Raw genomic sequence first — 13,882 nt, 5'->3', positions numbered from 1 at the left:
ACTATCGATAACAAGCAACCGAGCCCGCCCCTTCGAAAGGACCGCGATGACCGCCGACCAGGCAGCCCAGGACTACATCGACGACATGGCCCGCGCCCGCGGGTACGTGCTCGACTACCACAAGGTGATGGCCGCCCACGATTTCGAGGTGCTGCAGGCCGCGAACGAGCTCGTCACCGCGGCCTATCTCAAGCCGCGGCTGCTCGACCGTACGGTGAAGGAGCTCATCTTCATCACGAGCCTCACCGTGCTCAAGGCCCCGAAGGGCCAGATCGAGAGCCACATCCGGGTCGCCCTGGATCTCGGGCTGAGCGCGCAGGAGATCCTCGAGGCGATCGAGATCGCGCTTCCCGAGGCCGGGGTCGTCGCCTTCCAGATCGGCTTCGACGCCTGGAAGTCGGTCGTCGGCGCCACGGGCCTCGAGCCGACGGTCGACGTGCACGACGGCGGCGCGGTCAGCTGACGCGGCGCCGGCCGGGGCTGAGGTCTGCGACGGACGTCTAGAGCGGAAACGGGAGCGCGGTGCCATCATGGCCTCATGATCGGTTTAGCAATCGGCGCCTTCATCGTCGGACTCATCCTCCTGTTCATCGGACTCTTCGTCGAAGCGGCGAAGTTCCTGCTCTGGATCGGCATCGTGATCCTGATCGTCGCGATCATCGCGGCGCTGCTGCGGTTCATCAGAAGAAACGCCTGACGCTCGGGTGAGGCCGGGTGGCACTTGCTGAGATCTGCGCTTGCAGAGATCGGCGCTTCCTGAGATCTGGCTGTGTGCGGGACCAAATGGTGGAGAACGCTTGTTCTCTTCTATGACCGCAGCAGCCAGCGGTGCACAGACCGAGGAGTTCTCGTGACACAGGAGTACCGAAAGACCCCGGAGGCGCTCGCCCGCCTCACCCGCCAGCAGTACCGCGTGACCCAGGACGACGTGACGGAGCCCGCGTTCCGCAATGCCTTCTGGGACGACCACCGCGACGGCATCTACGTCGACGTCGTGACCGGCGAGCCGTTGTTCGCGTCCACCGACAAGTACGACAGCGGATCCGGCTGGCCGAGCTTCACCGTGCCGATCGACCGCCGCAACGTGGTGGAGAAGACCGACCGCACCTGGGGGATGGCCCGCACCGAGGTGCGCAGCGCATCCGGTGACAGCCACCTCGGACACGTCTTCCCGGACGGCCCGCGCGAGGCCGGCGGCCTGCGCTACTGCATCAACTCCGCCGCCCTGCGCTTCGTCGCCCTCGACGATCTCGAGGCCGAGGGGTATGGCGACTACCGCGCGCTGTTCGCGGGCGTCGGGACCATCGCATCCGCAACCACCGCATCCACCGCTTCGACTGAGGAGAACGCACGATGACCACCGAGAAGGCCATTCTGGCCGGAGGCTGTTTCTGGGGCATGGAGGAACTGATCCGCCGTCGTCCCGGAGTGCTCGACACCCGTGTCGGCTACACCGGCGGGGACACCCTCAACGCCACCTACCGTAACCACGGCAGCCACGCCGAGGCGATCGAGATCAGCTACGACCCCGCCGTGACGAGCTACCGCGATCTGCTGGAGTTCTTCTTCCAGATCCACGACCCGTCGACCAAGAACCGCCAGGGCAACGACATCGGAACGAGCTACCGCTCGGGGATCTACTACACCGACGAAGCCCAGCACCAGGAGGCGATCGACACGATCGCCGACGTCGACGCCTCGGGTCTCTGGCCCGGAGCCGTCGTCACCGAGGTCGCCCCTGCGGGTGACTTCTGGGAGGCCGAGCCGGAGCACCAGGACTACCTGGAGCGCTACCCGAACGGCTACACCTGCCACTACGTGCGGCCGGGCTGGAAGCTGCCGCGTCGCGAGCAGGTCGCGGCGGAGTAGTTCCCGACGGCTCGGGGTCGTTCGACCCTGTCGTTCAGGGCCGTTCGACCCACCAGTCGGTGAAGTCCGTGGCTCGGCCGTCCGGAGCGCGCTCGACGACCCAGAGGTTGTCGTAGACGTTGCCGCTTCGGTAGGTCGAGACCGCGCGCACGATCCCGAGCTCGGGGGTGTCGACGACGGGCGACCAGGTGAACGTGGTGTCACCCGGCTCGTCCTTCGCTCGGAGCCATCCCTCGACGATCCCGTCGTGGCCCGTCCACGGCTCCTCCGCCGGGGCCGGGTGGTAGATCGCGTCCTCGGTGAAGAGGGCGCGGATGTCGTCGGGCTCGTTCGACTCCCAAGCCCGTCGGTAGCGGTCGATCCAGGCGGCGATTCCCTCGGTCATGCGACCAGTGTGGGTCTCGTGCCGCCGGTCGGCAAGGTCTGGATGACGCGTGTGCGCATTCGGTTCGCCCTGCTTGGCGTGTCGCGCTCCGGTGGCGCATAGTGGACATTCGAACACATATTCGAATGTCTGGAGGCCCCGTGAGCATCATCGATCTGACGGATGCGGCGACCCTGTGGTTCGCCGACGACCTTCCCGTGCGCATGCGCTGGCGCAGCGAGCGGTGGCGGGTCACCGATCGCCCGACCGAGCCCGAGGGCCTGTATTGGTCGACCCATGCGCCGGATTTCGTGGCCTGGCGGTTCCAGGCGACCAACGAGGCGGGCGAGAGCCGGGTCTTCGACCTGGTGCGGGGCCACGGCGGCCAGCACTGGACCGTGGCGCACGTCTACGACTGAGGTGCGTCCCGCGTCAGGGTCCTGAAGCGGTATCGGATGCCTGTGCTCGACTCGAGCCAGTCCGTCGTCCGCAGGGTGTGGAAGGGTCGTGCGGTGTCGGTGTCGGTGTCGGTGTCGGTGCCTGTGCCTGTTCCGGTGTCGAGGCCGGGTGCGCGGGTGTCGCCGGCCACGTCGAGATCGACGTCGGTGATCTCGACGCGTTGCGCGTGGGGCAGAGCCTGGCGGTAGATCTCCCCGCCGCCGATGACCCAGATTGCCGTACTCGCGTGGCGATGGAGGGCCTCGTCGACGGAGCCGGCCCGTTCGGCGCCCTCGGCCGTCCAGTCATCCTGGCGGGTGACGACGACGTTGGCGCGGCCAGGGAGTGGGCGGAACCGCTCGGGCAGCGAATCCCAGGTCTTCCGGCCCATCACGACCGTGGCTCCCGTGGTCAGCTCGCGGAAGTGGGCGAGGTCTTCGGGGAGATGCCAGGGGATGCCGCCACCGTCTCCGATCACGCCGTCGTGCGCCTGGGCCCAGATGAGCGAGACGTCCGGCCCGTCCTCACGCTCGGGGCGTTCGCTCATACGGCGACGGCGGCGCGGATGGCGGGGTGGTGCTCGTAGCCGACGATCGCGAGGTCGTCGTACTCGTAGTCGAAGACGCTCGCGCGGGGCTGCGTGATCTCAAGGGTGGGGAGCGCGAAGGGCTCGCGGCTCAGCTGCTCCTCGACCTGGGCGACGTGGTTGTCGTAGATGTGGCAGTCACCGCCGGTCCAGACGAAGTCGCCGACCTCGAGGCCGGTCTGCGCCGCAATCAGGTGCGTGAGCAGGGCGTAGCTGGCGATGTTGAACGGCACCCCGAGGAAGAGGTCGGCGCTCCGCTGGTAGAGCTGGCAGGAGAGCTTGCCATCGGCCACGTAGAACTGGAAGAGCGCGTGGCACGGGGCGAGCGCCATCTGCGGGATCTCGGCGACGTTCCAGGCCGACACGATCATCCGGCGGGAGTCGGGGTCGGTCTTGATCGTCTCGATCACCTGGGAGATCTGGTCGATCGTCTCGCCGTCGCGGGTGGGCCAGGAGCGCCACTGCACGCCGTAGACCGGGCCGAGCTCGCCGTCGCCGTCGGCCCACTCGTCCCAGATCGAGACGCCGTTCTCCTGCAGCCAGCCGACGTTGCTCTCACCGCGGAGGAACCAGAGCAGCTCGTAGGCGATCGACTTGAAGTGCACGCGCTTGGTCGTGATGAGCGGGAAGCCCTCGGAGAGGTCGAACCGCAGCTGGCGGCCGAAGACGCTGCGGGTGCCGGTGCCCGTGCGGTCGCTCTTCGGGGTTCCGTTCGCGAGGGTGTCGCGGAGGAGGTCTTCGTACGGCGTCGCGATCGTGCTCATCGGTTCGAGCGTAGGCCATGGAGCGGGCGTCCGGGCGGTCGGACGTGGTTTCGGGGCGGCGTTCCGGCCCCCGGCCCAGTACCCTGAAGCTGAAGACAGAAGGGCACCGATGAAGCGGATCAACATCCTCTACGGGGGAAAGCAGTACTCGATCTCCGGTCGCGACATCGACGAGGTCAAGGAAGACATCCGGTCCGCCGTCGAGAAGGCCACCCCGACCTGGCTCGAGGTCAATGTCGGCGAGGGCCGGTTCAAGCGTGCCTCCATCCTCCTCTCGCCCGGTGTCGACGTCTCGGTCATCGGCATCGACGCCGACGACTGACGTGAATCCTCCCGAGGCCGTCCCGGGCGCCGGTCTCACCGCCGCTGCGCCGCTCTCCCGCACGGCGCCGGTGATGCCCGGCATCCTGCACGAGCAGGACTGGCAGTCGCTCACCTTCCTCCACTGGCGCGTGGATCCCGCCGAGGTCGCCCCGCACCTCCCGCCCGGAACCCGGCCGGACATCTTCGACGGCTCGGCGTGGGTGGGACTCATCCCGTTCCGCCTCGCCCACGCGACCGCTCCCGGCTTCCGCGCCCTCGGCCCGATCCCGTACGCGGGCACCTTCCCCGAGATCAACGTGCGCCTCTACTCGGTCGACGAGACCGGCCGTCGCGGTGTCGTGTTCTCCTCCCTCGAATCCTCTCGGCTCGCCGCGGTCTCCGCCGCGCACGTCCTCTTCGGCCTGCCCTACCGCTGGGCGCGCATGTCGATCAGCACGAATGCCGACGGCGTCATCAGCTACCGTTCCGAGCGTCGAGGCGACCTGGGCTTCGGAGGCCGCCCCGGACCGCACTCCCGCATCGACGCCCGCCCCGGCACGGTCGACCGCTCCACCGACGAGCTCGCCGTCTTCCTCACCGCCCGCTGGGGCCTCCACATCGCCCGCGGCGGACGCACCCGCTTCATCCCGAACGAGCACGCCCCCTGGCAGGTGGTCGACGCCGAGCTCGACTTCCTCGACGACGAACTCCTCGCGGCGGCCGGCTTCCCTCAGCTGGCATCCCGGGCTCCCGACTCCGTGCTCTTCTCGCCCGGCATCCACACGGCCTTCGGTCGCGCCCTCCCGTCCTGACCCGTCTCACTGCCGGCACTCTCGACCGACGGCCCTCGCGACTCGTGACCGGGCCTTCTCGTCCTGAGCCGCCGACGTCCCGACCCGCGGCCGCACTCGCGCGAGGCGGACATAATTGAGCCGTGACCTCTGATGCCGCGAACCCCGAAGCCGCAAACCCTGGCGCCGCAGATTCTGACGCCGTGAACCTCGGACTCCTGCTCGACGTGGACGGGCCCATCGCCAGTCCCATCACCCGCACCATCGCCATCCCCTCGATCGCGTCCGATCTCGTGAAGCTGGCCAACGCGGGCATTCCCGTGGTCTTCAACACCGGCCGCTCGGACGAGTTCCTCCGGGGTGAGGTCGTCGGCCCCCTCGTCGCGGGCGGGCTCCGCGCCGAGGCCCGGGTGTACGGCGTCTGCGAGAAGGGGGCGGTCTGGTTCCGCATCACCCCCGACGGCGTCGGGGAACTGACGGTGGACGACACGCTCGTTCTCCCTTCCGCGCTCCGCGAGGGCGTAGAGCGCCTGATCGACGAACGGTTCGCCGATTCGATGTTCTTCGACCACACGAAGCGCACCATGATCTCGGTGGAGCAGCGAACGGAGGTCGACTCCGATCACTATCTCGCCGTTCAGCCCGAGTTCGACCGCGCGGTCCTCGATCTGTGCACAACTCTCGAGATCGGCACGGTGTGGAGAACTGAAGCGGCTCCCGATGCCTCCGGCACGATCTCCGTCAGGATCGATCCGACCATCATCTCCACCGACATCGAGTCGGTCCGGGTCGGTAAAGACCTGGGCGCCGAGCGGGCTCTGGAGCTCATTGCCGCGACCGGTCCGCTGCCTACCCGGTGGCGCACCGTGGGCGACTCGCGCAGCGACTACGCCATGGCCGACTGGTTGCACCGCGAGGGCTACGACGTGGCCCACGTCGATGTGCGCCCGGCTGACGGCATCCCCGAGACGCCGTACGAGGTGCTCACCGCGCCCGTCGACTCGACGAACGACACCGCCGGCGCCGCGTTCCTCTCCCGCTGGTCGGGAGCTCTCGCGGCCGGAACCCTCCGCGGCGCCGGCATCATCGAGCACGGCGACGACCGCGCCTGATCACCGACTGGCCACCGCCTGACGACCACCTGATGTAGGCGGACGTCCCGGCGACCCGAGGCATCCCGCCTGCGCCTCCTGCCGGGACGGCCTAACTCCGCCGGATCCGCGCCATCCGGCCTCCCACGGCTGCGAGCAGGTCGGCCGGCGCCAGCTCGATGTCGAAGCCACGACGCCCGCCCGACACGAAGATCGTCTCGAACTCCCGCGCCGCGTCATCCAGTACGGTGTCGAGCCGGGTCTTCTGCCCGACCGGGCTGATCCCTCCGACGACGTACCCGCTCTTCCGCTCCGCGACGGCGCGGTCGGCCATTGCAGCCTTCTTCGCACCGAGCTCGCCGGCCAGCGCCTTCAGGTCGAGCTGGTCGCGCACCGAGACGATCCCGATCCCGAGCCCCGCATCCGTCTCCACCATCAGCGTCTTGAAGACCCGCGCGGGGTCGACGCCGAGCTCGCGGGCCGCTTCGGCCCCGAAATCGGTCGAGGCCGCGTCGTGCTGATACGCGTGCGGCACGAACCGGATGCCGGACTTCACGAGCGCCTGCGTCGCCGCCGTGGTCGGCCCGCCCTGGGCGGTCTTCTTCTTCGCCATGGCCCGTCGCTCCGCCGACTCAGTCCTCGTCGGCAGGAATCTCGGCCGGCGTCTCAGCCGGAATCTGCGCCGAGACCTCTAGCGGCAGCACCTCCTGCAGGAACCGGCTCACGTCGCCGAGCTCCTCCGGCGAGATGGAGTGTGCGATCCCGTCGTACCGCCGCTCGGTCACGCTGAAGTGGGCGGGCGCGAACACCTCGGTCCGCTCGATCCCGATGGCCGGGATGATCGGATCCTCGAGGTCGTAGCCCCAGAACAGCGGCGGCTTGCGACGCGCCAGGTCGTCGTCGCCCGCGCGCTCGCCGCGCAGCGCCGTGCCCGAGAGGTTCACGGCTGCGGCGAAGCGGTAGGGCTTGGCCCGGTGCAGTTCGATCGACATCATCCCGCCCTGCGAGAAGCCGAGGGCCGCGATCGCCGGGGGAGCCCCGTATTCCTGCTCGGTCCGGTCGACCCACTCGAGCACCGCGGATGCCGCCGCTTCGGCCGCGGCGGGCGTGGGTCCGTCGGCCTCGAGCGGGAACCAGGTCCAGCCGCCCATGCCCCAGGGAGCGCCGGGGAGCGGTGCACGCAGGGAGGCGTAGACGACGCCCTCGGGCAGCAGGGGGAAGAGGGCGGCGAGATCGTTCTCGTGCGAACCGCGGCCGTGCATGACGATCACGAGCGGCTGCTCGGCGAGCCGCTCGGAGCGCTCCTCCTGGGCGACGGACCACACGACGGCTTCGTCGTCGATCTGAAGGGAGGATTCGGACGCACGGGATGACGTTTCGCTCACCAGCCGAAACTACCATCGCGGCACGAGGCCACCGGGTCTACCATTCCTGCATGGAGCATCCGAAGCTCTTCGAACCGGACGACGCCGTGGTCGCCCGCCTGCGCGAGCTCTGCGCAGGGTACCCGGAGTGCGTCGAGGTCGAGTCGTGGGGGCGCCCAAGCTTCCGGGCGGGCAAGAAGATCTTCGCGCTCGCCGGAGCGATGATGGATCGGCCGTACTCGCTCGTCTTCAAACCCGATCCGTTCGAGCACCCCGCGCTGCTCGAACTCGACGGGGTCTTCGTGCCGCCCTACTTCGGGCCGTCGGGCTGGCTGGCGATCGATCTCGACGACGGCACCGACTGGGCCTTCGTCGCCGAGCTCGTCGACACGTCCTACCGGCAGGTCGCGCTGAAACGGCAGCTGGCGGCGCTCGACGCCGGCGTGACGAGCCCTTCGTCATCCTGACTCACGGATGCCGACCAATGGGAGCTGACCTACGGATGCCGCGACTCCGCAGATGTCAGGTCTGGCAGTGCGGGCACCAGTAGGTGTCCCGGAGCGCGAGTTCGTTCGCGCCCAGCATCCCGTGCTTGATCTTCGTGCCACACCGCCGGCACGGCTTGCCCTCGCGCCCGTAGACCCAGGTCTGCTTGCCGGGACGGAGATCCCCGGTCGTCGTGCGCTCGACGCGGTCGCGGTTCGCCGTGATCAGACGATGGGCGAGCGCGACGACGGCCGGCAGATCGCGCACCTCGTCGACCGGCCGCTGGGGCAGCACACCGCGCAGGAAGCAGAGCTCGTTGGCGTAGACGTTGCCGAGCCCGGCCAGATTGCGCTGGTCGAGCAGGGCGACGTCGATCTCGCGCGCGCCATCGGCCGAGAGGCGGCGCACCGCCTCGGCCGCACCGCCATCGGCCCAGTCCGGGCCGAGCAGATCGGGGCCGAGGTGCCCGACCGCCTCCTCCTCCCGGGCGCGCTCGAAGATCTCGACCGTGCCCAGATCGAACCCGACAGTGACCCAGTCGGCGTTCTCCAGGATGATCCGCGCCTGGTGGGCGGGACGGCGCCAGGGCGTGCCGTGCCGGTAGATGTGCCACGAGCCCTCCATCTTGAGGTGGGTGTGGATCGACCAGGCGCCCACCCGGGTGAGCAGGTGCTTCCCGACGGCGACGACCTCGTCGACCACCTCGCCGCGCAGGTCGACGGAGGCGTACTTCGGCACCCGCACGTCGCTGACCGTCAGCGCCCGGCCCCGGAGCGCCTGATCGAGGTGCACCGCGGTGCGGTAGACGGTATCGCCCTCAGGCATCACGACCCCCTCGAGCGACGGGCACCGACTCCGACACTGACACCGACGCCCTACGCACGGAGCCTCAACCCCCTCGGCGTCGCGGTGAACCCGGCGGCTTCGAGCGCGGTCCCGACCGGGGTTCCGAGCACGAAGTCGCCGTTGACCTTCTCGACCGCGATCTTGTCGACGCGGCCCGCCGTGACGGCGCCCGCCACCGACCGGGCTGCCACCGCCAGTACGGCCTCGTCGTCGGTGAACACGAGGGCCGACTTGCCGCCCCGCTCGAGATAGAGAGCGAGCTCTCCGTCGACGAGGCAGACGAGCGCGCCCGCCTTCCGGCCCGGCTTGTGCCCCTCGACCGCCGGCCAGGGCAGAGCGGCGCCGTACGGGTTCGCCGGGTCGGTGGCGGCCAGGGTGAGGGCCTCGGGTGGCCGGTCGCGCCCGCTGTCGCGACCCACCGCATCCGGAGCGAACCCGCGCAACCGGTCGACCGTGCCCCCGGTCGCGAACTGCGCGGCACCAAGAGTCTCGACGAAGTACCCGCGGCGGCACCGCCCGGTCTCCTCGAACTGGCTGAGCACGCGGTAGACGAGGGCGAAGCTGCCCGGGATGCGCTCGTTGACGACAGAACCCCGTGTGACCACCCCGTACCGGTCGAGCAGCATCTCGGCGATCGCGTGCGCCCTCAGCGTCGGGTCGTCGACCGGATCGGGCAGCAGCGACCATCGCCCGCCGGCCGTCGGCGGACCGACCCGGGTCTGCATCGACTGCCGCGCGAACGCCCGGCCCCGGTACATCCGCGACCGGGGTGCGGCGCGCTTGGTTGCATGAGCCGCCTTGCCCGACCCGGTCAGGGTACGGAGCGGCGCCACGGTGTCGTTCGTCACGAGCCCGGCCCACACCAGATCCCACAGCGCGCTCACGATCGCCGCGTCATCCGGCGGGCCGGCGAACACAGTGGATGGCGGCCTGCTGCCCGAGCCCCCGCCCGTGCCCGCACCGCGGCCCGAGCTTCCCGTGCCCCCACCGGTAGCTCCGCCGGCACCCGCGCCGCGCGAGCCCACTGCGCCCGCGCCGCCACGCACGGACGCGCCGGCGGCAGCGGCCTCGGCCTCCGCCGCCGCATCCACACTCCCGGCCCCCACCGCCAACGACGCCGTCACCTCGTCGGCCAGCGCCCGGAAGAAGTAGGCGCCGCCCCGCGACAGCGCCGCCAGCACCGCCCTGTGCAGCTCGGTGTCGTCGAAGGGCTCCGGGGGCACCGCCGAGACCGGCAGGGTGTCGAGCGTGTGGAACGCCACCCACCCGTCGCTCCCGGGCAGGCTCCCTCGCCCCGACCAGACGACCTCGCCCGACGCCGTCAGCTCGTCGAGCATCGCGGGGCTGTAGTCGCGCACCCGTGCCGGGAACACGAGGTTCTCCCACGCGGAGGCCGGCACAGGAACGCCGGCCAGCTGCTCGATCACGGTCAGCACCCCGTCGACCCCCCGGAGCGACCCGCCCACGTGCTGCCATGACGGCAGGAAGCGGGCGAGCGTCGGGGTCTGCACCGGCTCGACCTCGTGCCGCAGCGCGGCCAGCGACCGGCTGCGGAGCCGCCGCAGCACCTCGGCGTCGCACCACTCGGTTCCGCTCGCTTGCCCCAACAGGGCCGTGTCGACCGCCAGCCCGCTCGGGCGGAACTCGCCCTCGACGACCCGCCTGTCCGACGCCAGCCGGCGGAGCGCATCCGTCACCACCGCGATGCCGAGCCCGAAGCGCTCGGCGACCTCGCTCGCGAGGAACGGGCCGTGTGTTCGGCCGTAGCGGCTCACCAGATCGATCACCGGATGCTCGACCGGCGCGATGAACGCGTCCGGTACGCCGAAGGGAATGGGCACGCCGAGCGCGTCGCGGAGCCGCCCGGCGTCTTCGATCGAGGCCCACCATTCGCGACCTGCGAAGCTGACCCGCAGGGCGCGCCGCGCGGCCACCAGCTCGGTGAGGGCGGCGTCGACGTCGAACTCGAGCGAGCGCTCCGTCACCTCCTCGGTGGTCAGCGGCCCGAGCATGCGCAGGAGGTCGGCGACGCCTTCGAGATTGCGCGCCTTGCGATCCGGAGCCAGCCGCTGCAGCTCGCGCTGGGTGTCGATGATGACGCCCGGGTCGAGGAGCTCGCGGAGCTCGGCCCGGCCCAGCAGCTCGGAGAGCAGGGTCGGGTCGAGGGCCAGCGCCGCCGCGCGCCGCTCGGCGAGCGGGCTGTCACCCTCGTAGACGAAGGAGGCGACGTAGCCGAAGAGCAGCGATCGGGCGAAGGGCGAGGCCTGGGCCGACTCGATCTCGACGACGCGGATGCGCCGGGCCTCGAGGTCGCGGGCGATCGCGAGCAGCGCCGGCAGGTCGTAGACGTCTTGCAGGCACTCGCGCACCGTCTCGAGGATGATCGGGAACGACGGGTACTTGCGCGCCACCTCGAGCAGCTGCGCCGAGCGCTGCCGCTGTTGCCAGAGCGGCGACCGCTTGCCCGGGTTCTGGCGCGGCAGGAGGAGTGCCCGGGCAGCGTTCTCGCGGAACCGCGAGGCGAACAGTGCCGAGCCGCCGACCTCCTCGGTCACGATCTGCTCGAGCTCGACCGGGTCGAAGAGGAACAGGTCGGCCGAGGGCGGCTCGCTCTCGGTGTCGGGCAGCCGCAGCACGATGCCGTCGTCGCTCGCGACGGCGTTGGCGTCGACCCCGAAGCGCTCGCGCACGCGGGCGTTGATCGCCAGCGCCCACGGCGAGTGCACAGGCATGCCATAAGGGGAGTGCAGGATGACGCGCCAGTCGCCGAGCTCGTCGCGGAACCGCTCGACCACGAAGGTGGAGTCGCTCGGCACCTGCCCGGTCGACTCGCGCTGCTCGGCGACGAAGGCCACCAGGTTGGCGGCGGCCCACTCGTCAAGGCCCGCGGACGAGGCGGTTTCGAGCGCCTCCTCCGCCGAGGACGCAGCGACTTCGCGCGTGAACGCCCCGATGGCGGCACCGAGTTCGGCCGGGCGACCGAGGCCCTCGCCGCGCCAGAAGGGGAGGCGGCCGGGCTGGCCGAATGCGGGCGTGACCAGCACCTGGTCGTGGGTGATCTCGTGGATGCGCCAGCTGGTCGCCCCGAGCGCGAAGACGTCGCCGACCCGCGACTCGTAGACCATCTCCTCGTCGAGTTCGCCCACCCGGCGCCCGGGCCCGGAGCGCGCCGAACCGGTCGACGGGTCCGCATCCTTCGACTCCCCGCCCACCATGAAGACACCGAACAGGCCTCGGTCGGGGATCGTGCCACCGCTGGTCACCGCCAGCCGCTGAGCGCCCGGGCGCCCGGTGAGGGTCCCGGCGTCCCGGTCCCAGACCAGGCGCGGTCGCAGCTCGGCGAACTCGTCGGACGGGTAGAGGCCCGACAGGAGGTCGAGCGTCGCGTCGTATGCCGAGCGGGGCATGTTGGTGAACGAGGCGCTCCGCCGCACCACGTCGAACCACTCCTCGACGTCGATCGGTTCGAGCGCGCACGCCGCGACGGTCTGCTGGGCGAGGATGTCGAGCGGGTTGGCCGGGATCGACAGCGTCTCGATCAGGCCCTCCGTCATCCGCATCGACACGACCGCCGAGTGCAGCAGGTCGGCCCGGTGCTTGGGGTAGAGCAGGCCCTTCGAGACCTCACCCACCTGGTGGCCAGCTCGGCCGACGCGCTGCAGGCCGCTCGCGACCGACGGAGGCGCCTCGACCTGCACGACCAGGTCGACCGCACCCATGTCGATGCCGAGCTCGAGGCTCGAGGTCGCGACCACGCATCGCAGACGCCCTGTCTTCAGGTCGTCCTCGATGATCGCCCGCTGTTCCTTGCTGACCGAGCCGTGATGCGCGCGGGCGAGCAGGAGCTCGGCGCCCTCGGTCTGGCCCGCCTGCCCCATCGACTGGGCCGGCGGGCGAGTGGATGCGGCACTCACCAGCTCGCGGATGCCGGCCTCGCCGGCACCACCCCCAGAGCCGTCGGTGGATGCATCGCCGGCAGGGCCCTCGCCCGCCGTCGCCATCCGCTCGGCGAAGATCTCGTTCAGCCGGGCCGTCAGCCGCTCGGCCAGCCGCCGGGAGTTCGCGAACACGATCGAGGAGCGGTGCCCGAGGATCTGGTCGACGATGTGGTCTTCGACGTGCGGCCAGATCGAGCCCTGCTCCGGCGCATCCGCCCCCGCGGCCGAGCCCTCGAGCGAGTTCGCCTCGGTCGGCGGGATCTGCGTCATGTCCTCCACCGGAACGACGACCTTCAGGTCGAACTTCTTCGTCGACGGCGGCGCGACGATGCTGACCGGTCGACCGCCGGCGAGGAAGCGCGCCACCTCTTCCCGTGGTCGCACGGTCGCCGACAGCCCGATGCGCTGCGCCGGTTCGGCGAGCAGCGTGTCGAGCCGGTCGAGACTCACGGCCAGGTGCGCCCCGCGCTTCGTGGCGGCGACGGCGTGCACCTCGTCGATGATCACCGTCGTGACCTCGGAGAGGGACTCGCGCGCCGAGGACGTGAGCATGAGGAAGAGCGACTCGGGCGTCGTGATGAGGATGTCGGGCGGCGTCTTCGCCAGCGAGCGGCGCTCGTTCGCCGGGGTGTCGCCCGACCGCACGCCGACCGTGATGACCGGCGGGGACTCGCCGAGGCGCTTCGCCGTCTGCGTGATGCCGACGAGCGGCGAACGGAGGTTGCGCTCGACATCGACGGCCAGCGCCTTCAGTGGCGAGACGTAGAGCACTGAGGTCTTGCGCGGCTCGCCGTCGGTGACGGTGGTGGCGAGCCGGTCGAGCGCCCAGAGGAACGCGGCGAGCGTCTTGCCCGAGCCCGTCGGCGCGACGACGAGCGCGTGGGCGCCCGTGGACACCGCCTCCCAGGCGCCCTCCTGCGCCGCGGTGGGCGCGGAGAAGGCACCCAGGAACCACTCGCGGGTCGCGGGGGAGAAGCTCTGGAGCACGTCGCTCATGTTCCCAATCCTCACCCATGCCTCCGACAACGGCACCGCGCCTGCG

At 70.5% G+C, this 13,882-nt stretch carries 16 protein-coding genes; 9 read left to right on the top strand and 7 right to left on the bottom strand.

The genetic code is table 11. From position 1 onward, the window contains the following. The first annotated feature begins 46 nt into the window (after nucleotides 1-46). From HSO01S_RS10845 to msrA, 4 genes are all read left to right on the top strand, one after another. A complete protein-coding gene (locus HSO01S_RS10845) occupies nucleotides 47-463 on the top strand; it encodes a carboxymuconolactone decarboxylase family protein (protein WP_066041253.1) in 417 nt (138 codons plus the stop codon). A 75-nt stretch (nucleotides 464-538) separates the two neighbouring features. After that, nucleotides 539-697 (top strand): hypothetical protein, encoded by a 159-nt coding sequence (locus HSO01S_RS18745; RefSeq protein ID WP_157079017.1) that lies wholly within the window; start codon nucleotides 539-541, stop codon nucleotides 695-697. 153 nt (nucleotides 698-850) lie between these two features. Continuing rightward, nucleotides 851-1,357 carry a peptide-methionine (R)-S-oxide reductase MsrB gene (gene msrB / locus HSO01S_RS10840; protein ID WP_066041251.1) on the top strand — a complete coding sequence of 169 codons (507 nt, stop codon included), beginning with the start codon at nucleotides 851-853 and terminating at the stop codon, nucleotides 1,355-1,357. Next, nucleotides 1,354-1,869 (top strand): peptide-methionine (S)-S-oxide reductase MsrA, encoded by a 516-nt coding sequence (gene msrA, locus HSO01S_RS10835; protein ID WP_066041248.1) that lies wholly within the window; start codon nucleotides 1,354-1,356, stop codon nucleotides 1,867-1,869. Before msrB ends, msrA begins: the two co-directional genes overlap by 4 nt. Before the next feature lie 34 nt (nucleotides 1,870-1,903). On the opposite strand, the gene HSO01S_RS10830 is transcribed toward msrA, so the two are convergent. Further along, complete coding sequence (locus HSO01S_RS10830) at nucleotides 1,904-2,254, bottom strand: nuclear transport factor 2 family protein (protein WP_066041246.1); 351 nt, start codon at nucleotides 2,252-2,254, stop codon at nucleotides 1,904-1,906. Nucleotides 2,255-2,394: 140 nt separating this feature from the next. On the opposite strand from HSO01S_RS10830, the gene HSO01S_RS10825 reads away from it, so the two are divergent. After that, nucleotides 2,395-2,652 carry a hypothetical protein gene (locus HSO01S_RS10825; protein ID WP_245635977.1) on the top strand — a complete coding sequence of 86 codons (258 nt, stop codon included), beginning with the start codon at nucleotides 2,395-2,397 and terminating at the stop codon, nucleotides 2,650-2,652. Here the strand turns inward: HSO01S_RS10825 and HSO01S_RS10820 are convergent. Next, nucleotides 2,643-3,218, bottom strand: coding sequence for a dihydrofolate reductase (locus HSO01S_RS10820; RefSeq protein WP_066041242.1), 576 nt, complete (start codon nucleotides 3,216-3,218; stop codon nucleotides 2,643-2,645). The two genes, HSO01S_RS10825 and HSO01S_RS10820, sit on opposite strands and share 10 nt — an antisense overlap. Beyond that, on the bottom strand, nucleotides 3,215-4,021 hold the full coding sequence (locus HSO01S_RS10815) for a thymidylate synthase (protein ID WP_066041240.1): 807 nt from the start codon (nucleotides 4,019-4,021) through the stop codon (nucleotides 3,215-3,217). Before HSO01S_RS10815 ends, HSO01S_RS10820 begins: the two co-directional genes overlap by 4 nt. A gap of 109 nt (nucleotides 4,022-4,130) precedes the next feature. Between HSO01S_RS10815 and HSO01S_RS10810 the strand changes: the two genes are divergently transcribed. The 3 genes from HSO01S_RS10810 to HSO01S_RS10800 all read left to right on the top strand — a co-directional run bounded on the left by HSO01S_RS10810 (nucleotide 4,131) and on the right by HSO01S_RS10800 (nucleotide 6,227). Next, nucleotides 4,131-4,343, top strand: coding sequence for a hypothetical protein (locus HSO01S_RS10810; RefSeq protein WP_066041238.1), 213 nt, complete (start codon nucleotides 4,131-4,133; stop codon nucleotides 4,341-4,343). 1 nt (nucleotide 4,344) lies between these two features. After that, nucleotides 4,345-5,136 carry a YqjF family protein gene (locus tag HSO01S_RS10805; protein ID WP_245635976.1) on the top strand — a complete coding sequence of 264 codons (792 nt, stop codon included), beginning with the start codon at nucleotides 4,345-4,347 and terminating at the stop codon, nucleotides 5,134-5,136. A gap of 182 nt (nucleotides 5,137-5,318) precedes the next feature. After that, a complete protein-coding gene (locus HSO01S_RS10800; RefSeq protein ID WP_066041236.1) occupies nucleotides 5,319-6,227 on the top strand; it encodes a hypothetical protein in 909 nt (302 codons plus the stop codon). A 91-nt stretch (nucleotides 6,228-6,318) separates the two neighbouring features. On the opposite strand, the gene ybaK is transcribed toward HSO01S_RS10800, so the two are convergent. Both ybaK and HSO01S_RS10790 read right to left on the bottom strand, forming a co-directional pair. Further along, complete coding sequence (gene ybaK / locus HSO01S_RS10795) at nucleotides 6,319-6,819, bottom strand: Cys-tRNA(Pro) deacylase (protein WP_066041234.1); 501 nt, start codon at nucleotides 6,817-6,819, stop codon at nucleotides 6,319-6,321. Between the two features lie 19 nt (nucleotides 6,820-6,838). Continuing rightward, nucleotides 6,839-7,591, bottom strand: a complete 753-nt coding sequence (locus HSO01S_RS10790) for an alpha/beta hydrolase (RefSeq protein WP_157079016.1) — start codon at nucleotides 7,589-7,591, stop codon at nucleotides 6,839-6,841. Nucleotides 7,592-7,641: 50 nt separating this feature from the next. Here HSO01S_RS10790 and HSO01S_RS10785 point away from each other — a divergent pair, with 50 nt between their 5' ends. Then, on the top strand, nucleotides 7,642-8,037 hold the full coding sequence (locus HSO01S_RS10785) for an MmcQ/YjbR family DNA-binding protein (RefSeq protein WP_066041230.1): 396 nt from the start codon (nucleotides 7,642-7,644) through the stop codon (nucleotides 8,035-8,037). A gap of 55 nt (nucleotides 8,038-8,092) precedes the next feature. Here the strand turns inward: HSO01S_RS10785 and HSO01S_RS10780 are convergent, their stop codons facing one another. Together HSO01S_RS10780 and HSO01S_RS10775 are read right to left on the bottom strand one after the other, a co-directional pair. Then, nucleotides 8,093-8,881, bottom strand: coding sequence for a DNA-formamidopyrimidine glycosylase family protein (locus HSO01S_RS10780; RefSeq protein ID WP_066041227.1), 789 nt, complete (start codon nucleotides 8,879-8,881; stop codon nucleotides 8,093-8,095). Between the two features lie 50 nt (nucleotides 8,882-8,931). Beyond that, on the bottom strand, nucleotides 8,932-13,836 hold the full coding sequence (locus tag HSO01S_RS10775) for an ATP-dependent helicase (RefSeq protein WP_066041225.1): 4,905 nt from the start codon (nucleotides 13,834-13,836) through the stop codon (nucleotides 8,932-8,934). Between the last annotated feature and the right edge of the window lie 46 nt (nucleotides 13,837-13,882).

It is taken from the genome of Herbiconiux solani NBRC 106740 (assembly GCF_001571005.1).
Classification (GTDB): domain Bacteria; phylum Actinomycetota; class Actinomycetes; order Actinomycetales; family Microbacteriaceae; genus Herbiconiux; species Herbiconiux solani.
The sequence above is the reverse complement of the archived record's forward strand: the minus strand, read 5'-3'. Positions and strand labels throughout refer to the sequence as shown.